Genomic DNA, 24,650 nt, shown 5'->3' on the forward strand with positions numbered 1-24,650 from the left:
TACCTTCCGAGGGTTTTTCATAGATTTAGGTCCATACTCATCTGTAGCAGCATGAACAACGTTCAGAGGTAGGTATAATACTAACAATAATAAAATTTGTAAAATAAATATACTCACTAAAATAATAGCAGAAAAATATTTAAGCTTTTTCATTACAACTTGCTCACCATCCTGATAAGGCTACTTTTGAATTTTAAATTCTCCTTCTGTATCTGATTTCAAAAAATAAGACCAAGATTGATTCCTTAAAGTCGATGTAGTCCAAAATCTTTTCTGTAATCCTTTTTTTATAAGCTCACCTGAGTCCATAGGAATTGTCACATTACTTTGTTTCTTAGCCAAGTCTAAATCAAGACGATTGAATTGTATTAACGAATCCGAAAGCCCCTGGTTAAATGTAATTAAATTCGAGGTTTCTAAGTTAGATGTAAATGACACATCTGCAAAAGTTCTATAGGAGCCACTTGCGTACTTATCCGGAAGAAAAAGCTTCGCGTAAATACCCTTCGGCTTATTTTGAGTAGCGTCTACAACGATAAAACGATGAATTTTTAATACACCCGATTTATTACTTAAATTGATATTCCCTTTCGATAAATCAGATATCATGACCGAACCTGAACTATATTTATAATTACTAATGGTCGTTAAATTCGTCCCTGTCGTGCCGACCTCTCTCATCTCATTCAGGTCACTATACTTCCCGGCATCCGTGCCCTCCACGTCCATATAACGTAGCAAAATGGCTGACACTTCCGCACGAGTGGTGGAATCTGCTGGTTTCAATGTGCCATCCTGAAATCCACCCACAATGCCCGTCCCACGAACGAGAGCAAGATACGGAATCTGCTCGGCACGAATGGTACCCCGGTTCACTTCGGGTGTGGGAAGCAGTGTGTTTTCCGTATCGTTAAAAGCATCCTGAAAACTGCTCCCGGACTTGATCAATCCATTGGCAATCCATTTCATCATCTCGTAACGCGTCAGTTCTGCATTCGGATTGAACCCTTTGGCATAATCACCAGCGTTAATGAATCCTTGTCCCACAAGCTGGCTAACCGCTGCTTCAGACCAATGTCCCTTGAGATCGGAAAACGGATTTTGCCCCTCTACCTTCTCTAATCCAGTCGCACGGGCAAGTATGGTTGCATATTCCCCACGTGTGATTTTGCCATTGGGACGAAACGTTCCGTCCTGGTAACCAGAGATTAATTTTTTTTCATAAGCTTTGGCAATCGTTGCTTGAGCCCAGTGGCCCTTGATATCCTTGAACTTGCTAAGGGCAGTGTCGCTTGTTCCCGATGCAGCATCCACTGTTGACGTCAAATGTCCAGGTCCAACAGGTAGTAAAGTCCCTGCCAATACAGCTGTCGTTAACAACCCGACAATCCACACGTTCCGTTTTTTCTTCTTCTCGTGTCCTTTAATCTGCTTCTTCAATCTACTCACGCTCCTATGTACCTTAGTATGGGGGTGCTTTGCTTGGTCAGCCTAGATTACTTCTCTTCATAACCAAAACCTAAATTTGCCATAATAATCAATATTCTACCATGTTGTACTAGGCTATTGGTATTATTTTTCGTCCATCCCCATCACTTCAAGGTGTGCAACCCTCCTCCCATAGACCCACTGCATTGCACAAAACACAAAAAAAGGCCATGAATCCGCAGATTCATAGCCTTATGCTTTAAGGTTGGGGTCTTTCTTATGATATTGGAAAAATAATCTACTCCTAGAATAAACCATATCATTCCATTTAATCAACCACTTTTTTACTCAAGAGCTCTTTATTTTCCGTTGAGCTCCTTGTAGGATGCTTCGAGTTCCGTGATCAATTGATCACCACCGGCTTTTCTCCAACTCGCTATTTCCTGCTCCCAACCAGCATCATCGATTTTACCCATAATGTACTTGGTCTGCGCATCCCATATCATCTGATCCAGCTCCTGACCACGCTCGGTATAGATTGCCGAAGACAAGGTGAGTGCCGGATTGGCAATGGCGTACTGCTCATTCTCACGTGCCATTTTCGTTCCTTTCATGCCGATCGGAACATCGACCAGTTCAGCTACGTTATACCCTTCAATACTTAACAGGTTATCACGATATGGCTTCACTTCACGCTGATAGGCGTCAAAATCCTTAAGTTCGGTTTTGCCATCCGCAGTCTTGGTGTAGTGCACATCAAGCAATCCACGGAGCTGCAACGTACTCAATTCCTCATCCATTAACTGATCCAGGAATGTGAGAACCTGCTTCAATTGCTCCTCATCCGGTACGGAGGCCTTCGGGATGACCAACATTCCGTAGTTCCCTGGCTCCCCGGCGATTCGAATGCCATCGGTTCCCTGGAACGGAGCCACGTCAATCTCTCCATCTGGAGCGTTAGGTGTAAGCCGCTGCTGAGACGACTTTCCGTTCTGAGCCACACCGTTAAGCTTCATGCCAACCAGGCCTGAATCCATTTTTTTGTCGGCATCGGAAGGATCAAGAGCTGGGAAATCACTGTTAATCAGTCCCTCGCTAAACAGACGCTTGAAGAGCTTCATCGTATCCACATATTCAGTGGTCAGGAACTCCGGGGTCAATTTCCCGGCATCATCCACTCCCCATTTATTAACGCCACCGATACTTACAGCGATCCGAGTCAGAGGGGACGAGACACCTTCGTTATATTTTTTGAATAACAATGCACCATACGTATCCTCTTTGCCATTCCCGTCCGGATCATCCTTGCGAATGGAGCGCATCACTTCATACCAATCATCCAGTGTTTTGGGTATATCCAGCTTTAACGTATCAAACCAGTCCTTACGATACACGATAGCGGTCCGTCCAATATCCCTGAAGTTGGGAATGCCGTAGACCTTCCCTTCAATTTTGATATTGTTAAAATAAGCCTCGGATTGGGCAGACAGGTTCTTATAATCCTTCAGGTACGGCCCCAGTTCCCAGAACAGTCCCGTTTTGGCAGCATTAAACGTTGTCGGCACATAATTCACACGCATAATGGTAGGCATCTCGCCTGAAGCAACCATAACGTTCACTTTATCATCAAAAGCAGACTGCGGAATCCACTGTACGTTGACATCCGTATTCGTGTATTCTTCAATCTTCTGTTCAATCCCGTTCTCCTTGGCGGGTATATCACCTACCTGCATTAAAGAGATGGAAATGGGAAGTTTACCTTCCCCTGCAGCAGGTGCTTTCTCTCCCCCGCAACCTGCAAGCAGCCCAGCGGACATTGCACCAATTACAACGATTCCGCCTAAACGGGACATTGGACCTTTTGGACTCATGAACCATCTCTCCTTTGGATAAGGTTATGTACACAGATCACTCCGATGACAGAACAACCTTCCGATCGCTGTTATCCCCAGATTTTTTGATTCCCTTCTAAAAAAGGGGAACGCTTCGCTTCCTCAAGTTATTTCTGCCCTCTCCGTTCTCATGTACATGTTAGTTGGACTTGTAAAGTTCAATCTCCACTCCTGCCAAAATGAACGGAGCAACCGATTTCGGATCATTGATTCGAATGGACTCGGTAACATAATACTCGTATGACCCATCACGATACGGGCTTCCTCCGAGGCCGGCTCCGCCGTTACACTGCGTCAGGGACAGTACGCCTTCACGATCCGTTTGCAGCAGATGCTGCAGCAGGCCCTGATATCCTTTTTCCGCAACCGCTTTGAACTTGCCACTCAGATATCCTTTACGCACACCTTTGGCCAATGCATAGACAAACATTGAAGTACCGGAAGCTTCCAGATAGTTCCGCTCACGTCCCGGCTGATCTAACAGATGTGGCCATAGTCCCGTCTGTTGATCCTGCACATGTACAAGCGCATTCGCCACCCGTTCGAAGATGCCCACAATTTGTCCGCGCTGCGGATGATCTACCGGCAGGTAATCCAATGTGTCCACAACCGCCATCACATACCAGCCCATTGCCCGGCTCCACACATGTGGAGAACATCCCGTTTCTCCGGAACTCCAGCGTTGCTCTTTGCTCTCATCCCAGGCATGGTACAAGAGACCGCTACGTGGATCACGCGTGCGCTGTTCCACCAGCAAGAGCTGTAGAGCCGCCTTGTCGAACCACTTCTCTTCGCCTGTCACTGCGCCATACTGGGTCAGGTACGGAGTCGCCATGTACAACCCATCCAGCCACATCTGGAAGGGGTAAATCTTCTTGTGCCAGAACCCGCCTTCACTCGTGTGTGGCTGTCCCTTAAGCTGAGTTATAAGCAACTCCGCGGCTTTGCGGTATTTCTCTTCCCCTGTTTTCTCGAGCAACAGGAATAGCGACTTCCCCTGATTAATCTGATCCAGATTATATTCCTCGATCGTATAGGAGCGAATGGAGCCATCTTCCTGAACGAAATGATCCATCAGCTCACGGATGTAGTCAAAATACTTCTGTTCCCCCGTGTGCGTGTACAGCTCCTCCAGTGCTTTCAGGAAGCAGCCGTTCTCGTAATGCCAAGTGGAGTACAACTCATGGTTGCGATAACTTTCCATGAACTGCTGTGCCATGCGCACCGATGTGAATTGTAATGTTTCCTTCATGATCAAGCCTCCGCTTCCGGCTCTTTATTGAGCCTGTTTTTTGTAATCTTCGGCATATTCCTCACGAATCTTGTTTCCACCAGCATTGCCCCAATTCTCGATTTCCTTTTCCCAGCCACTTTGATCGATCTTGCCCATGATGTATTTGGTCTGCGCATCGGCAATCATCTGATCCAGATCCGCCCCACGGTCACCATACGTTGGAGAATATAACGTCAGCGCAGGGTTTGGCACAGCGTGCTCCGCCAGTTCCTTGGCAAGTGTCGTACCTTTTTCACCCAGTTCAGTATCCTTCAATTTCGGTACGTTATATCCTTCGACATAAGGAAGGTTATCACGGTAAGGCTTCACTTCACGCTGGAATGCATCGAAGTCACTCATCTCCACCTGATCTTCGCCCACTTTGGTGTGATGTTTGTCTTCCATACCACGCATCAACAGGGTAGCCATCTCAGGGTCCATCAATTTATCGAGGAAGGAGAGCAGATCCTTGAGTTCTTCTTCCGATTTTACCGTTGATTTAGGGAATGCCAGAATTCCGGAGTTACCCGTCTGTCCTGCAACACGATCTCCGTTCGGTCCAAGCAAACCAGCGATGTCGACCACACCATCCGGATTGTTTTTGGACAGACGCTCTTGCTGACTTTTTCCGTTCTGAGCAACACCAACACGCATACCGACAACACCGGAATCATACTTTTTCTCCGCTTCTGTAGAGTCGAATACGGCAAAGTCCTGGTTCAGCAGTTTCTCGTCATACAAACGTTTCAGCAGATCCAGCACCTGCATATATTCCGGTGTCATGAATTCCGGCGTGAAGCTGCCATCATCCTCGACCTTCCATTTGTTAGGTGCACCAAAACTTACGCCAAGGCGAGTCGTGAAGGAATATTGGTCCTCATTGTATTTTTTGAAAAGCATCAGTCCAAACGTATTATCCTGCCCATCTCCATCCGGATCGGAGGCTGCCAGTGTTTTGATCGTTTCATACCATTCATCCGGTGTCGTTGGCACCTTCAGATTCAGCTTCTCGAACCAGTCCTTACGATAGATCACTGTAGCCCGCGCAATATCCGAGAATACGGGAACCCCATAGATTTTGCCCTCTACCTTGATATTGTCAAAGAAACGCTCGTTCTGTGCCGACAGATTTTTGTAATCTTTCAGCAAAGGTCCCACTTCCCAGAACACGTCATTACGCATTGCGCTGGTCACCGTGGGATTATATTGCACCTTCACAATTTTCGGCATATCGCTTGAAGCGATCATCACGTTAATTTTGTCATTGTAGGCCGAAGCCGGAATCCACTGGATATCCAGTTTGGTATTGGTATACGCTTCAATCTTTTGCTGAACTTCATTGCCTTTGCTTGGCACATCACCCACCTGTGCAATAGCTATGGACACATTTTGTACGCCGCCCTCGGCAGCCTGACCCTCGTCTGATCCGCATCCTGCCAGCAAACCTGTCACCAGTGCCAGTGTGCTCAAGACAGCTACGGCTTTCTTTTTTGTTGCTTTCATAACATGAAAACCTCCCTTTTTTTATGCAGTCATACTGAACTGACTTTGAACCATCTGCCGACTCAACCTTTCACCGAACCCAGCATCACTCCTTTGGCAAAGTGCTTTTGCAGGAATGGGTATACCAGCATAATCGGGATCGTGGAGAATACGATAACCGCCATGCGAATGGTAAGCGGCTGGATCTCGGTCTCTTCAATACTCGTGTCTCCGATTCGGCTCTGTGCCAGAATGACAATCTCACGCAGCCAGACCTGGACAGGCCACTTCTCACTATCGTTGATATAGATAACAGCGCTGAAGAAACTGTTCCAGTGGGCCACCGCATAAAAGAGTGAAAATGTCGCCATCGCTGGCATGGACAACGGTAATACAATCCGGAACAATACGCTGACATCGTTACATCCATCAATTTTGGCTGCATCCTCCAATTCGTCGGGAATGGCCTGGAAGAAGTTTTTGAGTACGATCAAGTTAAATGCACTAATAGCGGTAGGTAACATCAGTGACCATAACGTATCCGTCAGGTGCAAGGATTTCACGACAAAGTAGGTTGGAATCATCCCGCCACTGAAGAGCATCGTGAACAATACACCCAGCAAAATGGGCTGGCGTCCACGCAAATATCTTCTGGAGAGCGGATAAGCCATAAGTGACGTAAACAGCAGGTTAATGAAGGTACCAATCACCGTAATATAGATCGATACGCCCAGACTGCGAATCAAGGTATCTGTAGAGAAAATGTAACGGTACGCAGCCAGCGAGAACTCTTTGGGAAAAAGAATAAATCCTCCCTTAGCCACTTCATGCGGACTGGTAAACGAGACGGCCAAAATATAAATGAACGGGATGACCGTCACGATTCCAATCAACAGCAGCAAGCCATGATTGAGAATATCAAAGATCCGGTTGCCCCACGTTTTATCCTGTTGCATCAATGTTCACTCCTGTCTGGTGAAGAACGTCTGCACCCGAGGGTTAGTAGACGCCTTCCTCCCCGAATTTTTTGGCCATCGTATTGGCACCAAGGACAAGCGCCAGCCCGACAACCGATTTGAACAACCCGACAGCAGCACTATAACTGTACTGTGCCTGGGTAAGACCCTTCGTGTACACGTAGGTATCGAATACCTCGCCCACATCCCGGTTCGTCGGAGTCAGCATCAGGAAGATCTGTTCAAAGCCTGTATCCAGGAAATTACCCAGACGCAGAATGAGCAAAATGACGATGGTACTGCGAATGGCAGGCAACGTAATATGCCAGGTTTGACGCCAGCGATTGGCACCGTCAATCCGTGCAGCTTCATAGAGCTGTGTATCTACACCGGAAAGGGCCGCCAGGAAGATAATCGTGCCCCAACCAACCTCTTTCCAGATGGATTGTCCGACGATCATGGTTCGGAACCATCCCGGTTCAAGCAAGAAAGCCACCTTTTGCCCCGTCAGATTATAGAGCAATTCGTTAATGGCGCCGCCCTCGGTTGTAAACAACATGTAGAACACACCGACAACAACAACCCATGAAACAAAGTGTGGAACATAGACTAGCGTTTGTACAAATCGTTTGAAGCGTTCACGCCGAACCTCATTCATCATGAGTGCCAATACAATCGGCAGTGGGAAAAAGAACACGATGTTATAAATGGCTAGTAAAAACGTATTCCGAAATAATGTCCAGAACTGCGGTTCTCCGAAGAAACGCTGGAAATGTTTGAAGCCTACCCATTCACTCCCCAAGATGCCCTTGTAAGGGGTGTAATCCTGAAAAGCCATCGTGATGCCATACATGGGTATGTATTTGAAAATAACAAAGTAAAGCACACCCGGTATTAACATGATATACAGCCACCGGTTTTTGATAATGTCCCTCCACAGCAGGTTTTTGTCACTGCGGGTAGCGGGCCGTGTTCGAGCCGCCGTTTCGGCTTTCATATTGTCTTCCTCCCCACATTGGAAACGATTACAAAATATCACTTCCTGAATTCATGTCTTCATTGTGGCGGATAAACGAATGACTGGCTATCGTCTCCTTTTAGCCTCTTGTTTTCCCTTGTGCAGCAAGGGATCTGGCCATTTTTGTCACAGAATTAAAAGGCGTAATGAACTGCTTTCAACCTCAATATTCCTGTCTTAACTCCATGGTTTGAATCGGCCTACTTCCTTCATCCGGACATGAAAAAGCCTGCCTGCCATGGCAGGCAGAGCAGGTTTGTTTTATCGCTGCTGCTCCCGGTATTTGCCGGGGGTCGTTCCTGTAATTTTGCGAAACGTACGGATAAATGCGGTTGGATTGGTATAGTTTAATTTCTCGGCAATCTCCGATATTTTAAGATTCGTCGTTTGCAGCCATGTTTTAGCTTTTTCCATACGGTACTCTGCGAGATATTCAGTAAAATTAACTCCAGCTTCCTTCTTGAATACCCGACTTAGGTAGACAGGATGGAAATTAAGCTCTGCGGCACAGGCCTCCAGCGACAATTCACGATCATAACGTTCCTCGATTAATCGAATCATGCGCCTTGCAATGTTCATGTATTGGGATTCTTCCTGTTCTCGCCAGAAACGGATGACGGGCAGGAACAGCCGCTTGCGGAACCAATTGGTCATTTCATCCAACGTGGACAACTTCAGCAAATGTGCCATGGATGCTTTTTCACCCAATACTTCAGCCACATCTCCACCTTGCTCCTGCACAAGCTGATATACACGAGACAATAACTGAACCATAATGACGGGGTATTCACTGAAATGAAGCTTCTTGTCTGCAAGCAGTCCCAAATATTGCTTGAAGTACGCATCCGTCTTCTCCTCATCTCCTTGCTTGAGGGCAGAAGCGAGCTGATCTTCAATCATGCGCAGTTGGGTATACAATGCGGCCTCCATCTGACCACGCGGCTGAATATCCTCGTAATGCAAAATTATACGGCTGCCCAGACTTACCCGGCCTTGCAGAGCCTCTCGACTCTCCTGAACCGCTCTTGGGGTATCTCCAATGCAGGAATATGAACGACTGATGCCGATGCTTACAGGCAGATTCAGATAAGTCACGACACGTTCCCGAATCCAGTCTGCTTGAGTATGCATCCATTCCTTCAGTTTCACCTCATCCGTCAGTTCGGAAGCAAGTACGGTGACCTGAGCATCATCCAACATAACGGGGGTGAACCGAACTGACGAAGGAAGAAGCTCACCTACCATATTGTTGACAGCAAACAGCAGCAGGTCACGATCCTGTTCCTCATATCTGGTCCCTTCCAATGTATCGATCTGGAGCATAAGCACACCAAGACTGGCCCACCCCGTCGGAAATTCATACAATTCTCCCTGATATCTGAAATCTTCTTCCGAGATTTTGCCTGTTAGCAGTTTGGTCATAAAAAACTCCTGAAGGTGCACATGCTGCCCCTTCATCTGCTCACGCATCGTTTTCTCTGAACTGAACAACGTTGACAACTGTTCCTCGATATAGATAAATTCATCCTGACGACGTCCTGACGGAGCCACTGGAGCATCCAGTCCCTTTGTAAACTGCAACAATCTCGAGATCGGTGAATACATCCGCCGACTGCCGTATATGGCGACAAGTCCCGTTACACATAACATCACCAGTGTAGCAACGCCGGTAACCAGGGCAATTTTCTGCGACTGGGCCGTGATCTGCCCTAGAGATACGACAGATACGTACAACCAACCATTGAGCGGAGACTGTCTATAACTGACCGCGACCTGGTTACCCTCGACCTCCGCACTGAAGAATCCCTCTGGCTCCCCCGTCGTCTGGACAATCTCATGGATCTCCTTATTTAAAGCGTCATATTTCGCACCTTGACTTGTATCATTCAAAAAATATTTCTGATCCCTGTCCAAGACGTACAGGTCACCTGAATTCGGATTGCGACTCAGAAATGTACTTAGCTCCGTATCGGCAATATCGATAACCAGAAAACCTTTGGGTTTCACATTGGTGGGTACCATCGGAATCTTGAATACCATGCTGACCACATTATCAGATGATATAAGCGTAGGCGCCTGTTCAGGTGTGAGTTCACCCATGCCAGCTGATACGGGTACACTTTCTTTGGCTGAACTGGCATTCTGGGTGACCCAGAACAGGCTATTGGTATAGGTGAGATACGAACCAATCCGGTCTCGTATACTAAAATCATCCAATTTGCCAAAAGAACGCATCGACACGACCCAATCTTCGTCCAGATTAACCAGATAGGCTTGGTCAATGTTCGTAACCGCTTGCAAGTTGTTAAAGCCGGATGTCAGATCACGAATCTCCTGGAATTCGCTACTGTCCAGTGGTTTCTTCATCGCTTGTAATACCAAAGGCGAATTCACATACTGGATGGATGACAATTGCAGACTGCGTAGTACTTGCTCTACCCGCATTTGGGTCTGATGCAATATCTGAAGATTACTCTCACGCACTTTCTGTTCAATGTCACGCGAAGCAATCGTATACGATACGGAACCAATAACAATAACCGGAAGGGCTCCGAGGATCAGGGTAAAGCAAAGCAAACGCAATAAATATTTAGGCAAGAAGAGCATCCTCCTTCTCATAAAATCGCTTTCATTGGATTATTTTACTATTGTTATTTTAAAACCCATTCTTATTCAAGTCCACTCATTTATTCTAAAGGTTGACTTCAAACCAATTTTCAGTTTATATTGGTTGCATATTCCTCAATCAAAGGAGAGATTTTTAATGTCGGTGAATGTTCTTAACTAACCAAGTTTCATATTCAGGAGTTTGGCCTTTCATTGCGCTTGTGCCCTTATGGCATACGTGTATTTCATGATGCGCCAGATCCCTGTACTTAGTTAAGAACAGCGGATATCATAAATCGCCTCCGGGATTGTAGTTGTCCGGGTCTATTTCCGCGCTGTGTTCAGCGCGGATTTTTTAATATAGACCTGTAGTGGACTCTGCTTTCCCATACGTTTAGGGCGGAGAATGACGTTTGTTCATTCTCCGCCCTTTTTGCGTTTTCAGGAATACGTTTTACCGCTTTAACTGAAATTCCATTTGAAAAATCCAAGGAGAGATTACGCATGAATGAAAACACATTACACAGTTTGGGCTATCCACAAATTCAAAAAAACGTTGCAGACTGCGCCCTTTCTTATCTGGGCAAGCGTTATGCCAGAGAACTGAAACCAATGGTTGACGCTCACCTGATTCAGATTCGCCTGGAGGAAACTGCCGAAGCGGCTGCATTGATTCGTTTTGGCGCCAGTATCCCCCTCCCTTCACTGGATGGAATGGAAACCATTATGGATCTGCTCGGTACCGGTTATCTATTCAGTGAACGTGACTTCAGTCATCTCGGACAGTTCCTGCGGAGCTGTGCACAACTTATGAAATACATGGAGGGTAAATCTGGGGCCGCTCCCACCGTCAGTCGTTATGCAGCATCCATGATTATGATCGAACCTTTGCTGAGTGAGATCGAGCGTTGCATCCATAGTGGACGCATTCAGGATCAGGCAAGCAAGGAACTGATTCGAATTCGTAAAAAAATGACCGTAAATGAGGAGCGAATGAAACGAAAGCTTGATTCTCTGGTAAGCAAACATCGCTCCATTATGCAGGAACATGTCATCAGTCAACGCGGAGGAAGAACGGTTCTGCCCATTAAGAAAGAGTTCCGCAAACAGGTGAAAGGCAGTGTGCTGGATGAATCCGGGAGCGGGCAAACCGTATATATTGAACCTGTTGAGTTAGTAAGTCTGCAGATGGAATTGGCCGCTCTGCAAGCGGAGGAGTCCCGAGAGGAGATGAGAGTTCTCGGTAATTTAACCTCCCTGGCCGAATCGTACAGCCGTGAAATCGCCCTGAATACCGAAACGGTAGGCGTGCTGGACTTCCTGTTTGCCAAAGCAAAATATGCGGCCACCATGGACGGACGTACCGTTCAAGTCAATAGACAGGGCCACATCAGCCTGCAACGTGCACGTCATCCCTTCATGGGTTCTTCCATGGTTCCACTTGATTTTGCCATCGGCAAAACGTACTCGTCGCTCATTATTACCGGCCCGAATACCGGTGGTAAAACGGTCGCACTCAAAACGCTAGGTTTGCTCACCCTGATGATGCAATCCGGTTTGCTTATTCCGGTGGAGGAAGGTGGCGAGATGGCTGTTTATAACGAGGTAGCGGTCGATATTGGTGACGGACAGAGTATGGAACAAGCACTCAGTACATTCTCTGCACACATTCGCAATATGATCGGCATACTGGAACAGGCCAATACTTCGACTCTGGTGCTCATTGATGAGATGGCTTCTGGCACAGATCCCGGTGAAGGTGTTGGACTTTCTATCGCCATGCTGGAGGAACTTCACAGCCGCGGAGCAACCGTTGTGGCGACAACGCATTTTGGTGAGATCAAACATTTTGCAGCTGCCACCCCAGGATTTGAAAATGCCCGTATGGAATTTGATACCTTATCTCTCCAGCCGCTTTATCGATTGCGTATCGGTGAAGCCGGCGAAAGTTACGCCTATTCCATTGCATTGAAGCTAGGCATGCCACAGCGTATTATCGAGCGTTCCAAGTCTCTGTCGGATCAAAGTAGCTCGAGAGATCGTACATTCGTGTTTACGTCACCTCCTTTGGAAACTCCGGTCCTAAAGCCTGATCGTCCCGTTACAGAAGCAAGCGACCCAGCAGAGTTGTCCAAGCGGAATACGTCTAACCAATCAAAGGATTCCGCCAGTTCCCACAAAAAGACAACAACCAGAGCGTCAGGTTCTCCTGCCCCTGCCAAACCTTTTCGCAAAGGGGATCGGGTGTATGCGGCCTATCTCAATCAGTCCGGCATCGTCTGTGATGTGGAGGATAGCCGGGGAAATATCGGAGTCATGCTGAGAGGGCGTAAGGTCAAAATCCATAAAAAACGCCTGACCCTGCATATATCTGCTGATGAACTTTATCCGGGCGACGACTACGATCTGGACATCGTGTTTGAGACAAAAGAAAACCGCAAGAAGCGTAAACTAATGGGACGCAAGCATGTGGAAGGCCTACAGATCGAATTACCGCCTGAAGAATAGCCAAGTGGAAAAAACAGATACAGTGAAATGGAATTCATATGTACATTTAAGCACAGTGAATTCCATAATCACCAGCACAGTTCTGTTATACTGAGATCAGTGTGTTCGTCTTCAACTCGCAGCTATTCCACAGGGAGGGAAGAACCGAATGTCTGTAGAACAAGACGATCAAGAGCGCATCCATATCGATGTTCTTGTCTGCCCATTATGCGGGGAAGCTAATCGCTGTTCCTATGCCGCAGGGCATCCTCATTCGGAATGCTGGTGTAACCGGGCTACTTTCCCCGAGGGTGTGTTTGACCGCATTCCGCCAGAGCAGCGCCGAAAATCGTGTATATGTCAACGCTGTTTGGATGACTATGCCGATAAACTCCAACAAAAAGAAGAGCCACACAGTTAACAACTGTATGGCTCTTCTTCTATTATGCATTATCTAGACTGTTAGCTTCGCTACCACTGCTCTTACATTTGATTATACTGGGCAACAGCCTGTTGAAGCACCGGATGATGCTCATCCATGGACGTATAATGATGCAGTGCAGCCGCAATCCCCTTCTGGCGGATCATCTCCTGCAATTCAACTGCTTCCGGATCATCGGAGACATCGAATTTGCAGGCAGCTGCCATGCCCATAGCCAGATAGGTCGTTTCAGTTCCATCCGCATAGGCCTGAAGAGCCGGGCGAACCAGACGATCATTCGGAGACAGCTTACGCAGCGGGGAACGACCCACACGAGTGACCTCATCGGTGAGATACGGGTTGACGAACCGTCCCAGTATTTTGACAATATACTGCTCATGCTCATCAGGATTAAATCCAAACCGTTTCACCAGAATAGCCCCGGTTTCTTGCAAAGCGCCGTATACAATGGATTTTACCTTTTCGTCGGCAATAGCCTTCTGAATCGTGTCATACCCATGCACATTACCGATATACGCTGCAACACAATGCCCTGTATTTACAGTGAACAGCTTCCGTTCAATATACGGCTCCAGATCATCGACATATACAATGCCCTCAACCGGTTTGAATGCAGGAGCCATCTGGGAGCGATCAACTACCCACTCGTAAAAAGGCTCAACCTGTACATGCAACGGATCTTCATGATGCTGGATAGGCACTATCCGGTCTACGGCTGAATCTGGAAAATAAACATACTGATCTGCAAGGGAACGTACTTTTTCATCAAGCAGAGCATATACATGCTCTTTCAATTGTGTGCTGGCTCCAATGGCGTTCTCGCAAGCAATAATGTGAAGAGGGTTTTGAGCAGGACCGGAATTCAGTCTTTTCTCAAGTCCCTTTGCAATCCCTGGTGCAATATGTTTTAACACGCCCACACCCACTGCGGTTGTAATCAGATCAGCTTCTACAACCGTTTGGGCAACCGTCTCCAGCTGGGTTCCATCGATTGCATTTACGCCTGTAACGGTCTCCTGATCCTTGCTCTCGTTAGCCAGTTCCACCGTGTACTGTCCCCGTTCCTGAAGAGCGGTTACCAAGGTCTGATTCACGTCAGAGAAAATCACTTCATACCCTGCACGGGAGAGAATCAATCCAATGAACCCACGTCCAATGTTACCTGCGCCAAAGTGTAGAGCCTTCATAGTTCCATTTCACTTTCCAGAATAGCGATAACTTCTTCGGCTGTTTTCGCCAGACGCAGGGCCTCCATATTCTCATCCTCAGCACAGATCACCGCAATGCTAGTCAAGATCTCCATATGTTCCCCGCCTTGAGCCGCGATACCAATGACCATATAGGCTTTTTCTTCGCCAAAATCAACACCTTGTGGATACTGAATGACAGAGATACCTGTGGATAAAATGAAAGCTTTGGATTCCTTCGTACCGTGCGGGATCGCAAGTCCGTTCCCTACATAGGTCGAGACAATCTCTTCGCGTTCAATCATCTTCTCAATGTAATCAGCAGTAATATGTCCCGCATCCTTCAGAATCTGTCCTGCCATACGAATCGCTTCATATTTGTCCTGAGCCGTTGCATTCAAGATGACTTTATCTGTTGTTAACATACTCATCATTTTTGGCCTCCAATTTCGGTTTTACTGCGGTAAAATCCAACCAGTTCCTGGGAAAGGTAATGAATGAGTTCATCCCTGATTCCCTTCTCCAGCAATGCAATCATTTCTTCCTGCAATAACAGTGCACTAATCTCACTGAGAACCTCCAGGCTTTCCTTGGATAATTCTCTGGGACCGAGCATCAAGAGGATATGGGTAACTCCTGCCGGATCATCCGGTGTACGAAGGAGTGGCTCAGTGAGCTGAAATAGGCTGATAGACGGCCTGTAGATACCCTCACTGCGTGTATGAAACAGCGCAAGTCTTGTGCCGGGAATCTTCTGACTCCCCACCGCTTCACGTGCCTCCAACCGTTTCGCAATCTCCTCCGGTTCCTTCAACACACCAGATCCATGGAGTACGTTGCACATCGCATACACGGTCTTATAGAAACCGATATCCTGGTTATCCAGCGGGTACACCTGAAACTTTCCAATAATCCGAACGATTTCAACCAGAAGAGCTTCCATTCCGTCAGGGTTCGAGTAACGACTTGTCGTCTGAATCTCTGTTTCAAGCGGCTTGTTATGCTGCTGGCGTTGTAACGTTGTTGTTCTGATAAAATGACGCAGCCGCTCACTCTCTTCTGCCGTGAGCAGTGGGCTCACTTTGTAATACTGATGCTCATCCATCGGCAGATCGACAGTGGATAACACCAGGTCATATTCATCTGTAGGGATTCGCGTAGCTTCATACCAGGACACGCTGTCCATGATCCGAATCTCGGGAATCTCCTTCGTCAGTCGACTGGAAAGCATACGTGATGATCCGATTCCGCTTGTACACACAATGATCGCCCTGATTTCCCGTTTCAATGCACGCAACCTCTCAATGGAAGCTCCAAAATGCATGACCAAGAAACCAATTTCCTCATCCGGAACTTCCACACTCGGCCAAGCTTGATGCACGGATTTTTTGACATCTTCGAAGAGTGAATCATAATCCTTGCGAATCTGCTGCAGCAACGGATTACGAATGATCTGCTGTTCTTCAATTCGCTCCATTACAGGTTGCATATGACCAATCAGACCCTCACGAAGCAAACGATCCTCATGAAAGGCATAATGAGTTCTATCCTGCATCTGATCAATCAGTGAATGTACCCTGTCCAGTAAAATCAAGTCGTCTATAGGCAACAGCCGTGAAGAGTGAATGCGTTGTTCTGTCTCAATTAGTAGTCTGTGAAAATAAGCCTGCTCATCTTGGGAGAATGTCAGCCCCAGCTGGGTGGATAGAACACTGCACAAGCGGGAAGCCAGATAAGGTGAAACCTTTATCTCACCCTGCTCTGCAATTTCATCTCCCTTCTTCTCCCGGGGAGATATACGGCCAATGCCAAAGCCTTTACGAATACGTACAACTGCTACGGATAATTGAATCAGCAGCTTCATGTATTGCCGTTCCGGGATGTTCTCCAGCCATTCGATATCCGGCTGCCATAACGCATTTTCGACCTTTAGCACATCACCATGTCCAATCATATCCAGCAGTTTTTGGTTTACGATGGAGCCTCCTTGTTCTGGCTGTCTTCCGAACAGATCAGACTCATCCAGAAATTCGAGGGCAAGTGCAGCAATGGCTGTGCGATGAAACGTCTCACTTCCGTTAATTTTGACACCATATCCACGCCTGCGAACCAGCTTCAGTCCGGCCTGAAGAATCCGTGACTCCAGATCGTCCAGATCAGTGGTTACCGTGGACACAGTCACTTTCAGATCCGAAGCAAGAGCAAGCAACTTCACAGGCTCCGACTCATCAAGCAGGATGCAAAGCATGAAGAGCTTACGCTCTTCTGGCGTAAACTCTACATATTCTTTACCCTCCAGTTGCTGTCGCAATGCAGTCAGATCATCCGAACCGGAATCAATTCGAATACCGGTTCCTGATTTTTTTTCCAGTCTCATGCCCAAAGGTTCAAGCCATTGTTCAATCATTTGAAGCTCGCGATGAACCGTTCGGGTACTGACTTTTACTTCAACGGCGATTTCGCCGGCAGTGACTTCATGTGGATGCTCCAGCAGAAACTCCACGATTTCACGTTGTCTTTTGGTAATACTCATATCTCAGCCTCCGGCTCAGGGAAAACGAATGCGTGCAATTACTTCAGACGTTCAACGAGCGCATCATATTCCGGGCTTTTCAGGAAGTTGTCGATGGATATATGTTCTGCATTCGGCGCCACAGAGCGGGCACGATCCGTTAATACTTGTTGTGTGATCACCACATCTGCATCCGGCGGGATATCACTGATGGCCGTATTGGTCACCGTAACGTCAATCCCCTCAGCCTTCATCTTCTTGCGTAGAATGGAAGCGCCCATGGCACTCGATCCCATACCTGCATCACAGGAGAAGACGATCTTCTTCACATCTGTTTTCACTGTAGAAAAGGCCGTATCCGCAACTCTGTCTGCTTCACGTTGATTAGCCGTAATGCCAGCGTTTGGCACGGTTCCTTGACTCTTCATGTCTTTCATCCGACTGGATGCGGACTCCAGATCTTCGTCCTTTTGTTTACCCGTTTTCAGCAACAATGCTGCCACAAGGAAGGAAACGACCGCTGCTACAAGAACCCCTGCGAGCATTGGGAGATATCCACCTCTTGGTGTTAAAAGGAAATACGCGATAATACTACCCGGTGATGGTGCTGAGACAAGCCCTGCGCCTGTAAGCATGAATGTTAATGTACCTGCGACGCCACCCGCAATTGCGGCAAGAATCAGAATCGGTCTCATCAGAATGTAAGGGAAGTAGATCTCATGAATTCCCCCGAAGAAATGAATGATAACGGCACCTGGTGCAGAAGATTTGGCCATTCCGCGTCCGAAGAAGCAGTAAGCAAGCAAGATACCAAGTCCCGGACCCGGGTTGGATTCAAGCATGTATAATACGGATTGCCCTAATTCTCTTGCTTGATCTGTTGCAATAGGCGTAAGAATACCGTGGTTAATTGCATTGTTTAGGAACAATACTTTACCCGGTTCGATAATCAGGTTAACCAGCGGCAGCAAGCCCAGATTCATTAAGCCTTGCACCCCGGCAGACAATACTTTGCTAATTGCTTCTACAGCAGGCCCGATGCCCAGTAGCGCAAAAATGCCCAAGATTCCGCCAATAATACCAGCTGAGAAGTTGTTAACCAGCATTTCAAATCCGGCTCTAATTTTACCTTCGATCGATTTATCGAATTTTTTGATGATCCATGCTGCCAGAGGTCCGGCGATCATGGCCCCGAGGAACATCGGAATATCGCTACCCACGATGACCCCAATGGTCATAATGGCACCCACGACACCACCACGCTGGCCATGCACCATCGTACCCCCGGTGTAACCGATTAACAGTGGCAGCAAATATTTGATCATCGGATCTACTAGCTGGGCAAGCGTCTCGTTAGGGAACCAGCCTGTTGGAATGAACAGAGCCGTAATTAATCCCCAGGCGATAAATGCGCCCATATTCGGCATGACCATACCACTCAGGAATCGGCCGAAGCGCTGAACCCCTACCCGTAGCCCACCTTTGGAATTGGACGATTGGTCCAAATTACTCATTGTATTATCCTCCTTGGATCAAGTGATTATGATTTATGAAAGGGGTATCATTTCTCCCCTGCTGTAATCCTAAGCGAGAATGCTCTCCTGTTCAATGAAATGAAAGCGTACTTTCGTCATGAACAATGATGACAACATTAGGTTATGTAATCGTTTTTATCTATGCATAATGGCTGAACTCATTGGTACATAAGGCTTTTCTTGCCTATGACTTTTATCATTTCCAGAATCATTTTCTAACCTATAGCTTGGTCCAATCAGGTGATTTACATCCACAATCTGCTTCAATCCACATTCAAAACCATTGTTGGAAAGCACAAAAAACCTGTGTAAGCTATCAGGCTCACACAGGTCGAACAATATGAAGCTCATTTCATTTGGTTATAAAATATATGTTAATAAGTACAAGTTTGTTAAAACTATTCTTCCGTATGTTTGCGATACGCATCTGCATTCATCAATGTGGACAATGCTGCAGACAGATCTCCCTCAACACGAATCTCGATCATCCAGCCTTCCTCGTAAGGAGAGCTGTTTACCAGTTCAGGTGAGTTCTGCAACGAATCATTCACCGCAATGATTGAACCAGTGACTGGAGAAAACAAGTCCGACACCGTTTTGACCGATTCGATCGTTCCAATGCTATCTTCGGCTTTTACATTGGATTCAAGGTCAGGCAATTCCACAAACACAATGTCACCCAGCTGATGCTGCGCGAACTCGGTAATGCCAATACGTACAGTATCCTCCCCTACGGTTTGCACCCATTCGTGCTCTTCACTGTACAGGAAATCACTTTTCAATTCGCTCATCGATATCCGCCTCGCTTTTCATTAATGAGTGCATGCGTTCTTTGACCTTAACCTTTTTCCCAGAACATAGCGTATGATATTTTTGAATCAAATGTCAAGATACCTCACAATTTATTTGCTGAAAACCTCTAAATCCTGTAACCGGATTACACTCTTTTTTTCATATACTGGTGAATATTAGAATAGTAAGCGTAGTCTTTTTGGATACACGAACAATAATAGTGAATATAAATTAAACATTCGGTTTTTAATCATTATCTATGATATCGTTCTTGACATCAGTAGTGGATTCACGTTTTAATGAGAGGAGTAAATGTGTTTATTGGACTATGTTATACCCGCGGATGAATGTAAAGGGAGAGATTACCCGTGACACCCGATTCGGGATGCACATGAGGTAACGCCGAAGGAGTAAACCACCGATAAGCGGGGGTGAATCTCTCAGGCAAAAGGACTTTTACGGGACGCAACTCTGGAGAGCATCTATTCGCCCTGTGCGGGCGTTATGATCACCCAAGGGGAAACCTGCTGCACAACCGCGGCGGGGTAACTCTCAGGTACAAGGGACAGAGCCTTAGAATACAGCGTGCTACTTGGCATGCCGATTCTTTGGCCTGTCCTTTTCCTTTTTCCCAAAAAACGAAAAACAGGATTCAGATCGGCGCTGTCATAGCTGCCTTACCATACTTATGTGATGAAATTATCTAGCTGAAAATTTAAAAATACCTGGTTCATTGATCCACGATTGTATATCCGGCCGGCTGACGGCCCATGACGAGGTGATTTGATGTCCGATTTGCTTAGAACACCACTCTTCCCACTGTATCAGCAATACGAAGGCGTACGGTGCATTGATTTTGGAGGCTGGGAACTTCCGGTACAATTTAGCGGAATCCAGAAAGAACATGAAGCCGTACGCGAGCGCGCTGGACTGTTCGATGTATCCCATATGGGCGAATTCACAGTACAGGGTGAGCAGGCTGAAGCATTTTTGCAACAAATGACAACTAATGATGTGACCACGCTGGTTCCCGGTCAAGCTCAGTACACCCTCATGTGTTATCCGGATGGCGGTGTGGTGGATGATCTGCTCGTGTATAAGCTGGAAGATCAGCACTATATGCTCGTGGTTAACGCCTCCAACATCGACAAGGATTGGGCATGGCTGCAAGAGCACCTGATCCCTGGCGTAAGCATGACCAACGATTCGGAGCAGACGGCGTTGCTCGCCCTGCAAGGTCCACTAGCTGTAGACATTATTGAAAAAGTTACAGATACGGATGTATCCACGATTGAACCGTTCCGTTTTGTACAGGATGCCGAAGTATGTGGAGTAACATTGCTGTTGTCCCGTACCGGTTATACCGGTGAAGATGGATTTGAACTATATGTATCTGCGGACCAAGCCGCTGCGGTCTGGAATGGACTAATGCAGGCCGGAGAAGGTCACGGACTGGTACCAGCAGGCCTCGGTGCTCGGGATACACTGCGCTTTGAAGCAAGGTTACCACTGTATGGACAGGAATTGTCGGCAACCATCTCTCCGCTTGAGGCTGGCGTTGGCATGTTTGTGAAGCTGAACGCTGGACCTTTTATCGGACACGAAGCCTTGTTACAGCAGAAAACTGACGGGCTCGCCCGCAAACTGGTCGGCATCGAAGTGCTGGAGCGTGGTATTCCTCGCCCCCACTATCCAATTTACGCCGAAGGCGTACAGATTGGTGAAGTGACAACCGGCACGCAATCACCTACATTGAAGCGTAATCTGGGGCTTGCCCTCATCGACAGCAAATACGCTGGGCTGGGAACCCCGCTTGAGATTGAGATCCGCGGCAAGAAACTAAAAGCCGAGGTTGTGAAGACCCCTTTTCATAAACGGACACGTACGTCGAAGACACCTACTCAAGGAGCTGATCAAGCATGAGCAAGCACCGTTACATTCCCATGACTGAGCATGATCAGAGCGCCATGCTCGCAACCATCGGTGTGGATACGCTGGAGGATCTGTTTCAGGACATTCCGCAGGAGATTCGTTATCAGGGCGAGCTGCCCGTATCCTCCAAACTTGATGAATATGCGCTGACACGTCATATGTCCAAACAGGCTGGCGCCAACGCCAATTTCGAAACACACGCCAGTTTCCTCGGCGCAGGTATATATGATCATCATGTTCCTTCCGTCATTAATCATGTCATTTCCCGTTCCGAGTTCTACACCGCCTACACACCTTATCAGCCTGAGATCAGCCAAGGTGAACTACAGGCCATTTTCGAATTTCAATCCTACATTTGTGAATTAACCGGTATGGCTGTGGCCAATGCCAGTATGTATGACGGTGCAACTGCCTTTGCCGAAGCAGGAAACCTGGCCGCAGCGGCAACTCGTCGCAAACAGCTCATCGTATCCCGTACCGTTCATCCGGAAGCCCGTCAGGTATTGCAGGCGTATGCGCACGGATTGAGTCTGGAGATTGTCGAGATTGGTTATAAGGATGGCGTCACTGATTGGGATGCCCTGCAAGCCGCCATATCGGACGATACCGCTGCTGTCATGATCCAGAGTCCGAACTTCTTCGGTGCTGTGGAAAATGTGAAGCAGGCTGCCGACCTCGTACATGCGCACAAGGGCCTGCTCGTCGTAAGTGCTAACCCGCTATCGCTGGGTCTGCTGGAAGCTCCAGGCAAGCTGGGTGCCGACATCGTAGTAGGCGATGCGCAGCCCCTCGGTATCGCCGCTTCACTCGGCGGCCCGACATGTGGATATTTCGCCGTATCCCAGCCTCATATGCGCCGAATTCCTGGCCGAATTGTAGGACAGACCACGGATCGCAACGGCAAGCGCGGTTTTGTACTGACATTGCAAGCACGTGAACAGCATATCCGCCGCGAAAAGGCGACATCCAACATCTGTTCCAACCAGGCTTTGCTTGCACTCAGCGCATCTGTCTATATGTCCATCATGGGGAAACAAGGAATGATCGATGTAGCGGATCTAAATCTGCAAAAGAGCCATTACACCCTGAATACATTAACTGCGATTCCTGGTGTTAGCCTGACGTTTAATGCACCAACATTCAATGAGTTTGTGATTAAACTTCCTGAAGGAACAGACGTGGATGCACTTCAGCTGAAACTGCTGGATGAGGGCTTCATTGGTGGCTACGAACTCGGACGTGATTATCCGGAGCTTGCCGGACATATGCTGATTGCTGTTACCGAACGACGCAGTAAGGAAGAGATTGACGAATTCGCACGAGCATTGGAGGGATCGCTGTGACTCAGGAAACGACGACAACACCGGCACAAGGACAATCTGAAACGAGTACCTCTGTCTCCACTTCGGCTCAATTTGTGACAGAAAAATTCAACGCACAAACCTTATCCCCTGCACCGGAGCAAGCATTGATCTTTGAACTCAGCAGCCCTGGACGTGTCGCTTATTCCCTGCCAGAATGTGACGTTCCTCGTCAGACTGCCGATACGTTGATTCCCCGGGAAATGCTCCGTTCAGAAGCAGCGGCACTGCCGGAAGTGTTCGAGGTAGATGTTATTCGACACTATACTGCTCTGTCCCGCCGCAACTTCGGCGTAGATAACGGATTCTATCCACTAGGCTCTTGTACGATGAAATACAATCCAAAGATTAATGAGGATGTTGCACGTTATAACGGTTTCGCCAAAATCCATCCGTACCAGCATGAATCCAGCATTCAAGGTGCACTTGAACTGTTATATACTTTGCAGAACGACCTTGCAGGTCTGACAGGTATGGATGCGGTGACCCTGCAACCCGCCGCGGGTGCCCATGGAGAATGGACTGGACTCATGATGATTCGTGCCTACCATGAAGGTCGTGGCGAACAACGTACCAAAGTCATTGTGCCCGATTCTTCGCATGGTACCAATCCGGCAAGTGCAACCGTTGCAGGATTTGAAACTGTGACGATTCCATCCCGGGCAGACGGACTGGTTGATCTGGATGCACTCCGTGCAGCCGTCGGTTCGGATACGGCGGCATTGATGCTGACAAATCCGAATACACTTGGTTTGTTCGAGAAAGACATTCAGGAGATTGCATCCATCGTACACCAGGCTGGTGGTTTGCTATACTACGATGGCGCGAACTCCAATGCCATTATGGGCATTACCCGTCCGGGTGATATGGGCTTTGACGTGGTGCATCTGAACTTGCACAAAACGATGAGTACGCCTCATGGCGGTGGTGGACCTGGCGCCGGACCCGTCGGCGTGAAGAGCCGTCTGGTTCCGTTCCTGCCTAAGCCGATGGTGATCAAAAATGATGACGGTATGTATGCATTCGATCGTGAAGGCGATCAATCCATTGGCCGGGTGAAAGCCTACTACGGTAACTTCGGTATATTGGTACGTGCCTATGCTTACATTCGCACCTATGGACCGGAAGGCTTACGCCGTGTCTCTGAATGCGCGGTACTGAATGCTAACTATATGATGGCCCGTCTCGCCCCTTACTACGAGATTCCATATCCTGGCGTATGTAAACATGAATTTGTCATGTCTGGACGGGGGTTGAAGCAATATGGTGTACGCACACTTGATGTTGCCAAACGATTGCTTGATTTTGGATATCATCCACCAACCGTGTACTTCCCGCTTAACGTCGAAGAATGCATCATGATTGAGCCGACAGAAACCGAAAGTAAAGAAACGTTGGATGGATTCATTGATACGATGATACGGATTGCCAAAGAAGCGGAAGAGACACCTGAATTGGTACTGAACGCACCTTATGGCACACCGGTGACTCGACTCGATGAGACTACCGCGGCCCGCAAACCTGTACTAAACTGCGCTTGCAGTTAAAACTAAGTGAGTTTCTAATCCATGCTCTTGCTGATGTTAACTACACCAGTAAGAGCATTTTTTGGCTAGACATTACAGGACTTTTTCCTCGTACTCCCCCTTTATTTCCTATACATTTACGCAACAAAAAAAGCCGATATCCACATGATTCGCGGATACCGGCAAAATCGCTGCATGAATACAGCTCATTATCGGAAAA

17 protein-coding genes and 2 riboswitches are annotated in these 24,650 nt (G+C 47.5%); of the genes, 5 read left to right on the forward strand and 12 right to left on the reverse strand.

The window, feature by feature from the left end:
- Positions 1–180: 180 nt before the first annotated feature.
- The 7 genes from WFI24_RS27865 to WFI24_RS27895 all read right to left on the reverse strand — a co-directional run bounded on the left by WFI24_RS27865 (position 181) and on the right by WFI24_RS27895 (position 10,647).
- A complete protein-coding gene (locus WFI24_RS27865) occupies positions 181–1,440 on the reverse strand; it encodes an S-layer homology domain-containing protein (protein WP_336765194.1) in 1,260 nt (419 codons plus the stop codon).
- A gap of 347 nt (positions 1,441–1,787) precedes the next feature.
- Positions 1,788–3,299: an extracellular solute-binding protein gene (locus tag WFI24_RS27870; protein WP_336765195.1), complete on the reverse strand. Its 1,512-nt coding sequence runs from the start codon at positions 3,297–3,299 to the stop codon at positions 1,788–1,790.
- Positions 3,300–3,459: 160 nt separating this feature from the next.
- Positions 3,460–4,572: a glycoside hydrolase family 88/105 protein gene (locus WFI24_RS27875; RefSeq protein WP_336765196.1), complete on the reverse strand. Its 1,113-nt coding sequence runs from the start codon at positions 4,570–4,572 to the stop codon at positions 3,460–3,462.
- Positions 4,573–4,596: 24 nt separating this feature from the next.
- Positions 4,597–6,096: an extracellular solute-binding protein gene (locus tag WFI24_RS27880; protein ID WP_336765197.1), complete on the reverse strand. Its 1,500-nt coding sequence runs from the start codon at positions 6,094–6,096 to the stop codon at positions 4,597–4,599.
- Between the two features lie 62 nt (positions 6,097–6,158).
- Complete coding sequence (locus WFI24_RS27885) at positions 6,159–7,031, reverse strand: carbohydrate ABC transporter permease (RefSeq protein WP_076212380.1); 873 nt, start codon at positions 7,029–7,031, stop codon at positions 6,159–6,161.
- A gap of 43 nt (positions 7,032–7,074) precedes the next feature.
- Entirely contained in the window at positions 7,075–8,028 is a 954-nt protein-coding gene (locus tag WFI24_RS27890; RefSeq protein WP_145323915.1) for an ABC transporter permease, read from the reverse strand.
- Positions 8,029–8,310: 282 nt separating this feature from the next.
- Positions 8,311–10,647 (reverse strand): AraC family transcriptional regulator, encoded by a 2,337-nt coding sequence (locus WFI24_RS27895; RefSeq protein WP_336765198.1) that lies wholly within the window; start codon positions 10,645–10,647, stop codon positions 8,311–8,313.
- A gap of 513 nt (positions 10,648–11,160) precedes the next feature.
- Here WFI24_RS27895 and WFI24_RS27900 point away from each other — a divergent pair.
- Together WFI24_RS27900 and WFI24_RS27905 are read left to right on the forward strand one after the other, a co-directional pair.
- Positions 11,161–13,164: an endonuclease MutS2 gene (locus tag WFI24_RS27900; protein WP_336765199.1), complete on the forward strand. Its 2,004-nt coding sequence runs from the start codon at positions 11,161–11,163 to the stop codon at positions 13,162–13,164.
- A 148-nt stretch (positions 13,165–13,312) separates the two neighbouring features.
- Positions 13,313–13,564, forward strand: coding sequence for a cysteine-rich CWC family protein (locus tag WFI24_RS27905; protein WP_145323921.1), 252 nt, complete (start codon positions 13,313–13,315; stop codon positions 13,562–13,564).
- 62 nt (positions 13,565–13,626) lie between these two features.
- On the opposite strand, the gene WFI24_RS27910 is transcribed toward WFI24_RS27905, so the two are convergent.
- The 5 genes from WFI24_RS27910 to gcvH all read right to left on the reverse strand — a co-directional run bounded on the left by WFI24_RS27910 (position 13,627) and on the right by gcvH (position 19,610).
- The gene (locus tag WFI24_RS27910; protein ID WP_336765200.1) at positions 13,627–14,772 is read right to left on the reverse strand and encodes a mannitol-1-phosphate 5-dehydrogenase; all 1,146 of its coding nucleotides are present in this window, start codon (positions 14,770–14,772) and stop codon (positions 13,627–13,629) included.
- Positions 14,769–15,203: a PTS sugar transporter subunit IIA gene (locus tag WFI24_RS27915; RefSeq protein WP_336765286.1), complete on the reverse strand. Its 435-nt coding sequence runs from the start codon at positions 15,201–15,203 to the stop codon at positions 14,769–14,771. The genes WFI24_RS27910 and WFI24_RS27915 overlap by 4 nt, the downstream gene beginning before the upstream one ends.
- Positions 15,203–17,305 (reverse strand): BglG family transcription antiterminator, encoded by a 2,103-nt coding sequence (locus WFI24_RS27920; protein ID WP_336765201.1) that lies wholly within the window; start codon positions 17,303–17,305, stop codon positions 15,203–15,205. The genes WFI24_RS27915 and WFI24_RS27920 overlap by 1 nt, the downstream gene beginning before the upstream one ends.
- Positions 17,306–17,343: 38 nt before the next feature.
- Entirely contained in the window at positions 17,344–18,798 is a 1,455-nt protein-coding gene (locus tag WFI24_RS27925) for a PTS mannitol transporter subunit IICB (RefSeq protein WP_336765202.1), read from the reverse strand.
- 419 nt (positions 18,799–19,217) lie between these two features.
- Positions 19,218–19,610: a glycine cleavage system protein GcvH gene (gene gcvH / locus WFI24_RS27930; protein ID WP_336765203.1), complete on the reverse strand. Its 393-nt coding sequence runs from the start codon at positions 19,608–19,610 to the stop codon at positions 19,218–19,220.
- A 344-nt stretch (positions 19,611–19,954) separates the two neighbouring features.
- Positions 19,955–20,077, forward strand: a riboswitch (glycine riboswitch).
- A gap of 3 nt (positions 20,078–20,080) precedes the next feature.
- A riboswitch (glycine riboswitch) is annotated at positions 20,081–20,182 on the forward strand.
- Between the two features lie 215 nt (positions 20,183–20,397).
- On the opposite strand from gcvH, the gene gcvT reads away from it, so the two are divergent.
- The 3 genes from gcvT (at position 20,398) to gcvPB (ending at position 24,451) form a co-directional block, all read left to right on the forward strand.
- Complete coding sequence (gene gcvT, locus WFI24_RS27935; RefSeq protein WP_336765205.1) at positions 20,398–21,534, forward strand: glycine cleavage system aminomethyltransferase GcvT; 1,137 nt, start codon at positions 20,398–20,400, stop codon at positions 21,532–21,534.
- On the forward strand, positions 21,531–22,886 hold the full coding sequence (gcvPA, locus tag WFI24_RS27940) for an aminomethyl-transferring glycine dehydrogenase subunit GcvPA (RefSeq protein WP_336765206.1): 1,356 nt from the start codon (positions 21,531–21,533) through the stop codon (positions 22,884–22,886). Before gcvT ends, gcvPA begins: the two co-directional genes overlap by 4 nt.
- A 74-nt stretch (positions 22,887–22,960) precedes the next feature.
- Entirely contained in the window at positions 22,961–24,451 is a 1,491-nt protein-coding gene (gene gcvPB, locus WFI24_RS27945) for an aminomethyl-transferring glycine dehydrogenase subunit GcvPB (protein ID WP_336765287.1), read from the forward strand.
- The last annotated feature ends 199 nt before the right edge of the window (positions 24,452–24,650 follow it).

It is taken from the genome of Paenibacillus sp. USHLN196 (assembly GCF_037144955.1).
Lineage (GTDB): Bacteria > Bacillota > Bacilli > Paenibacillales > Paenibacillaceae > Paenibacillus > Paenibacillus xylanexedens_C.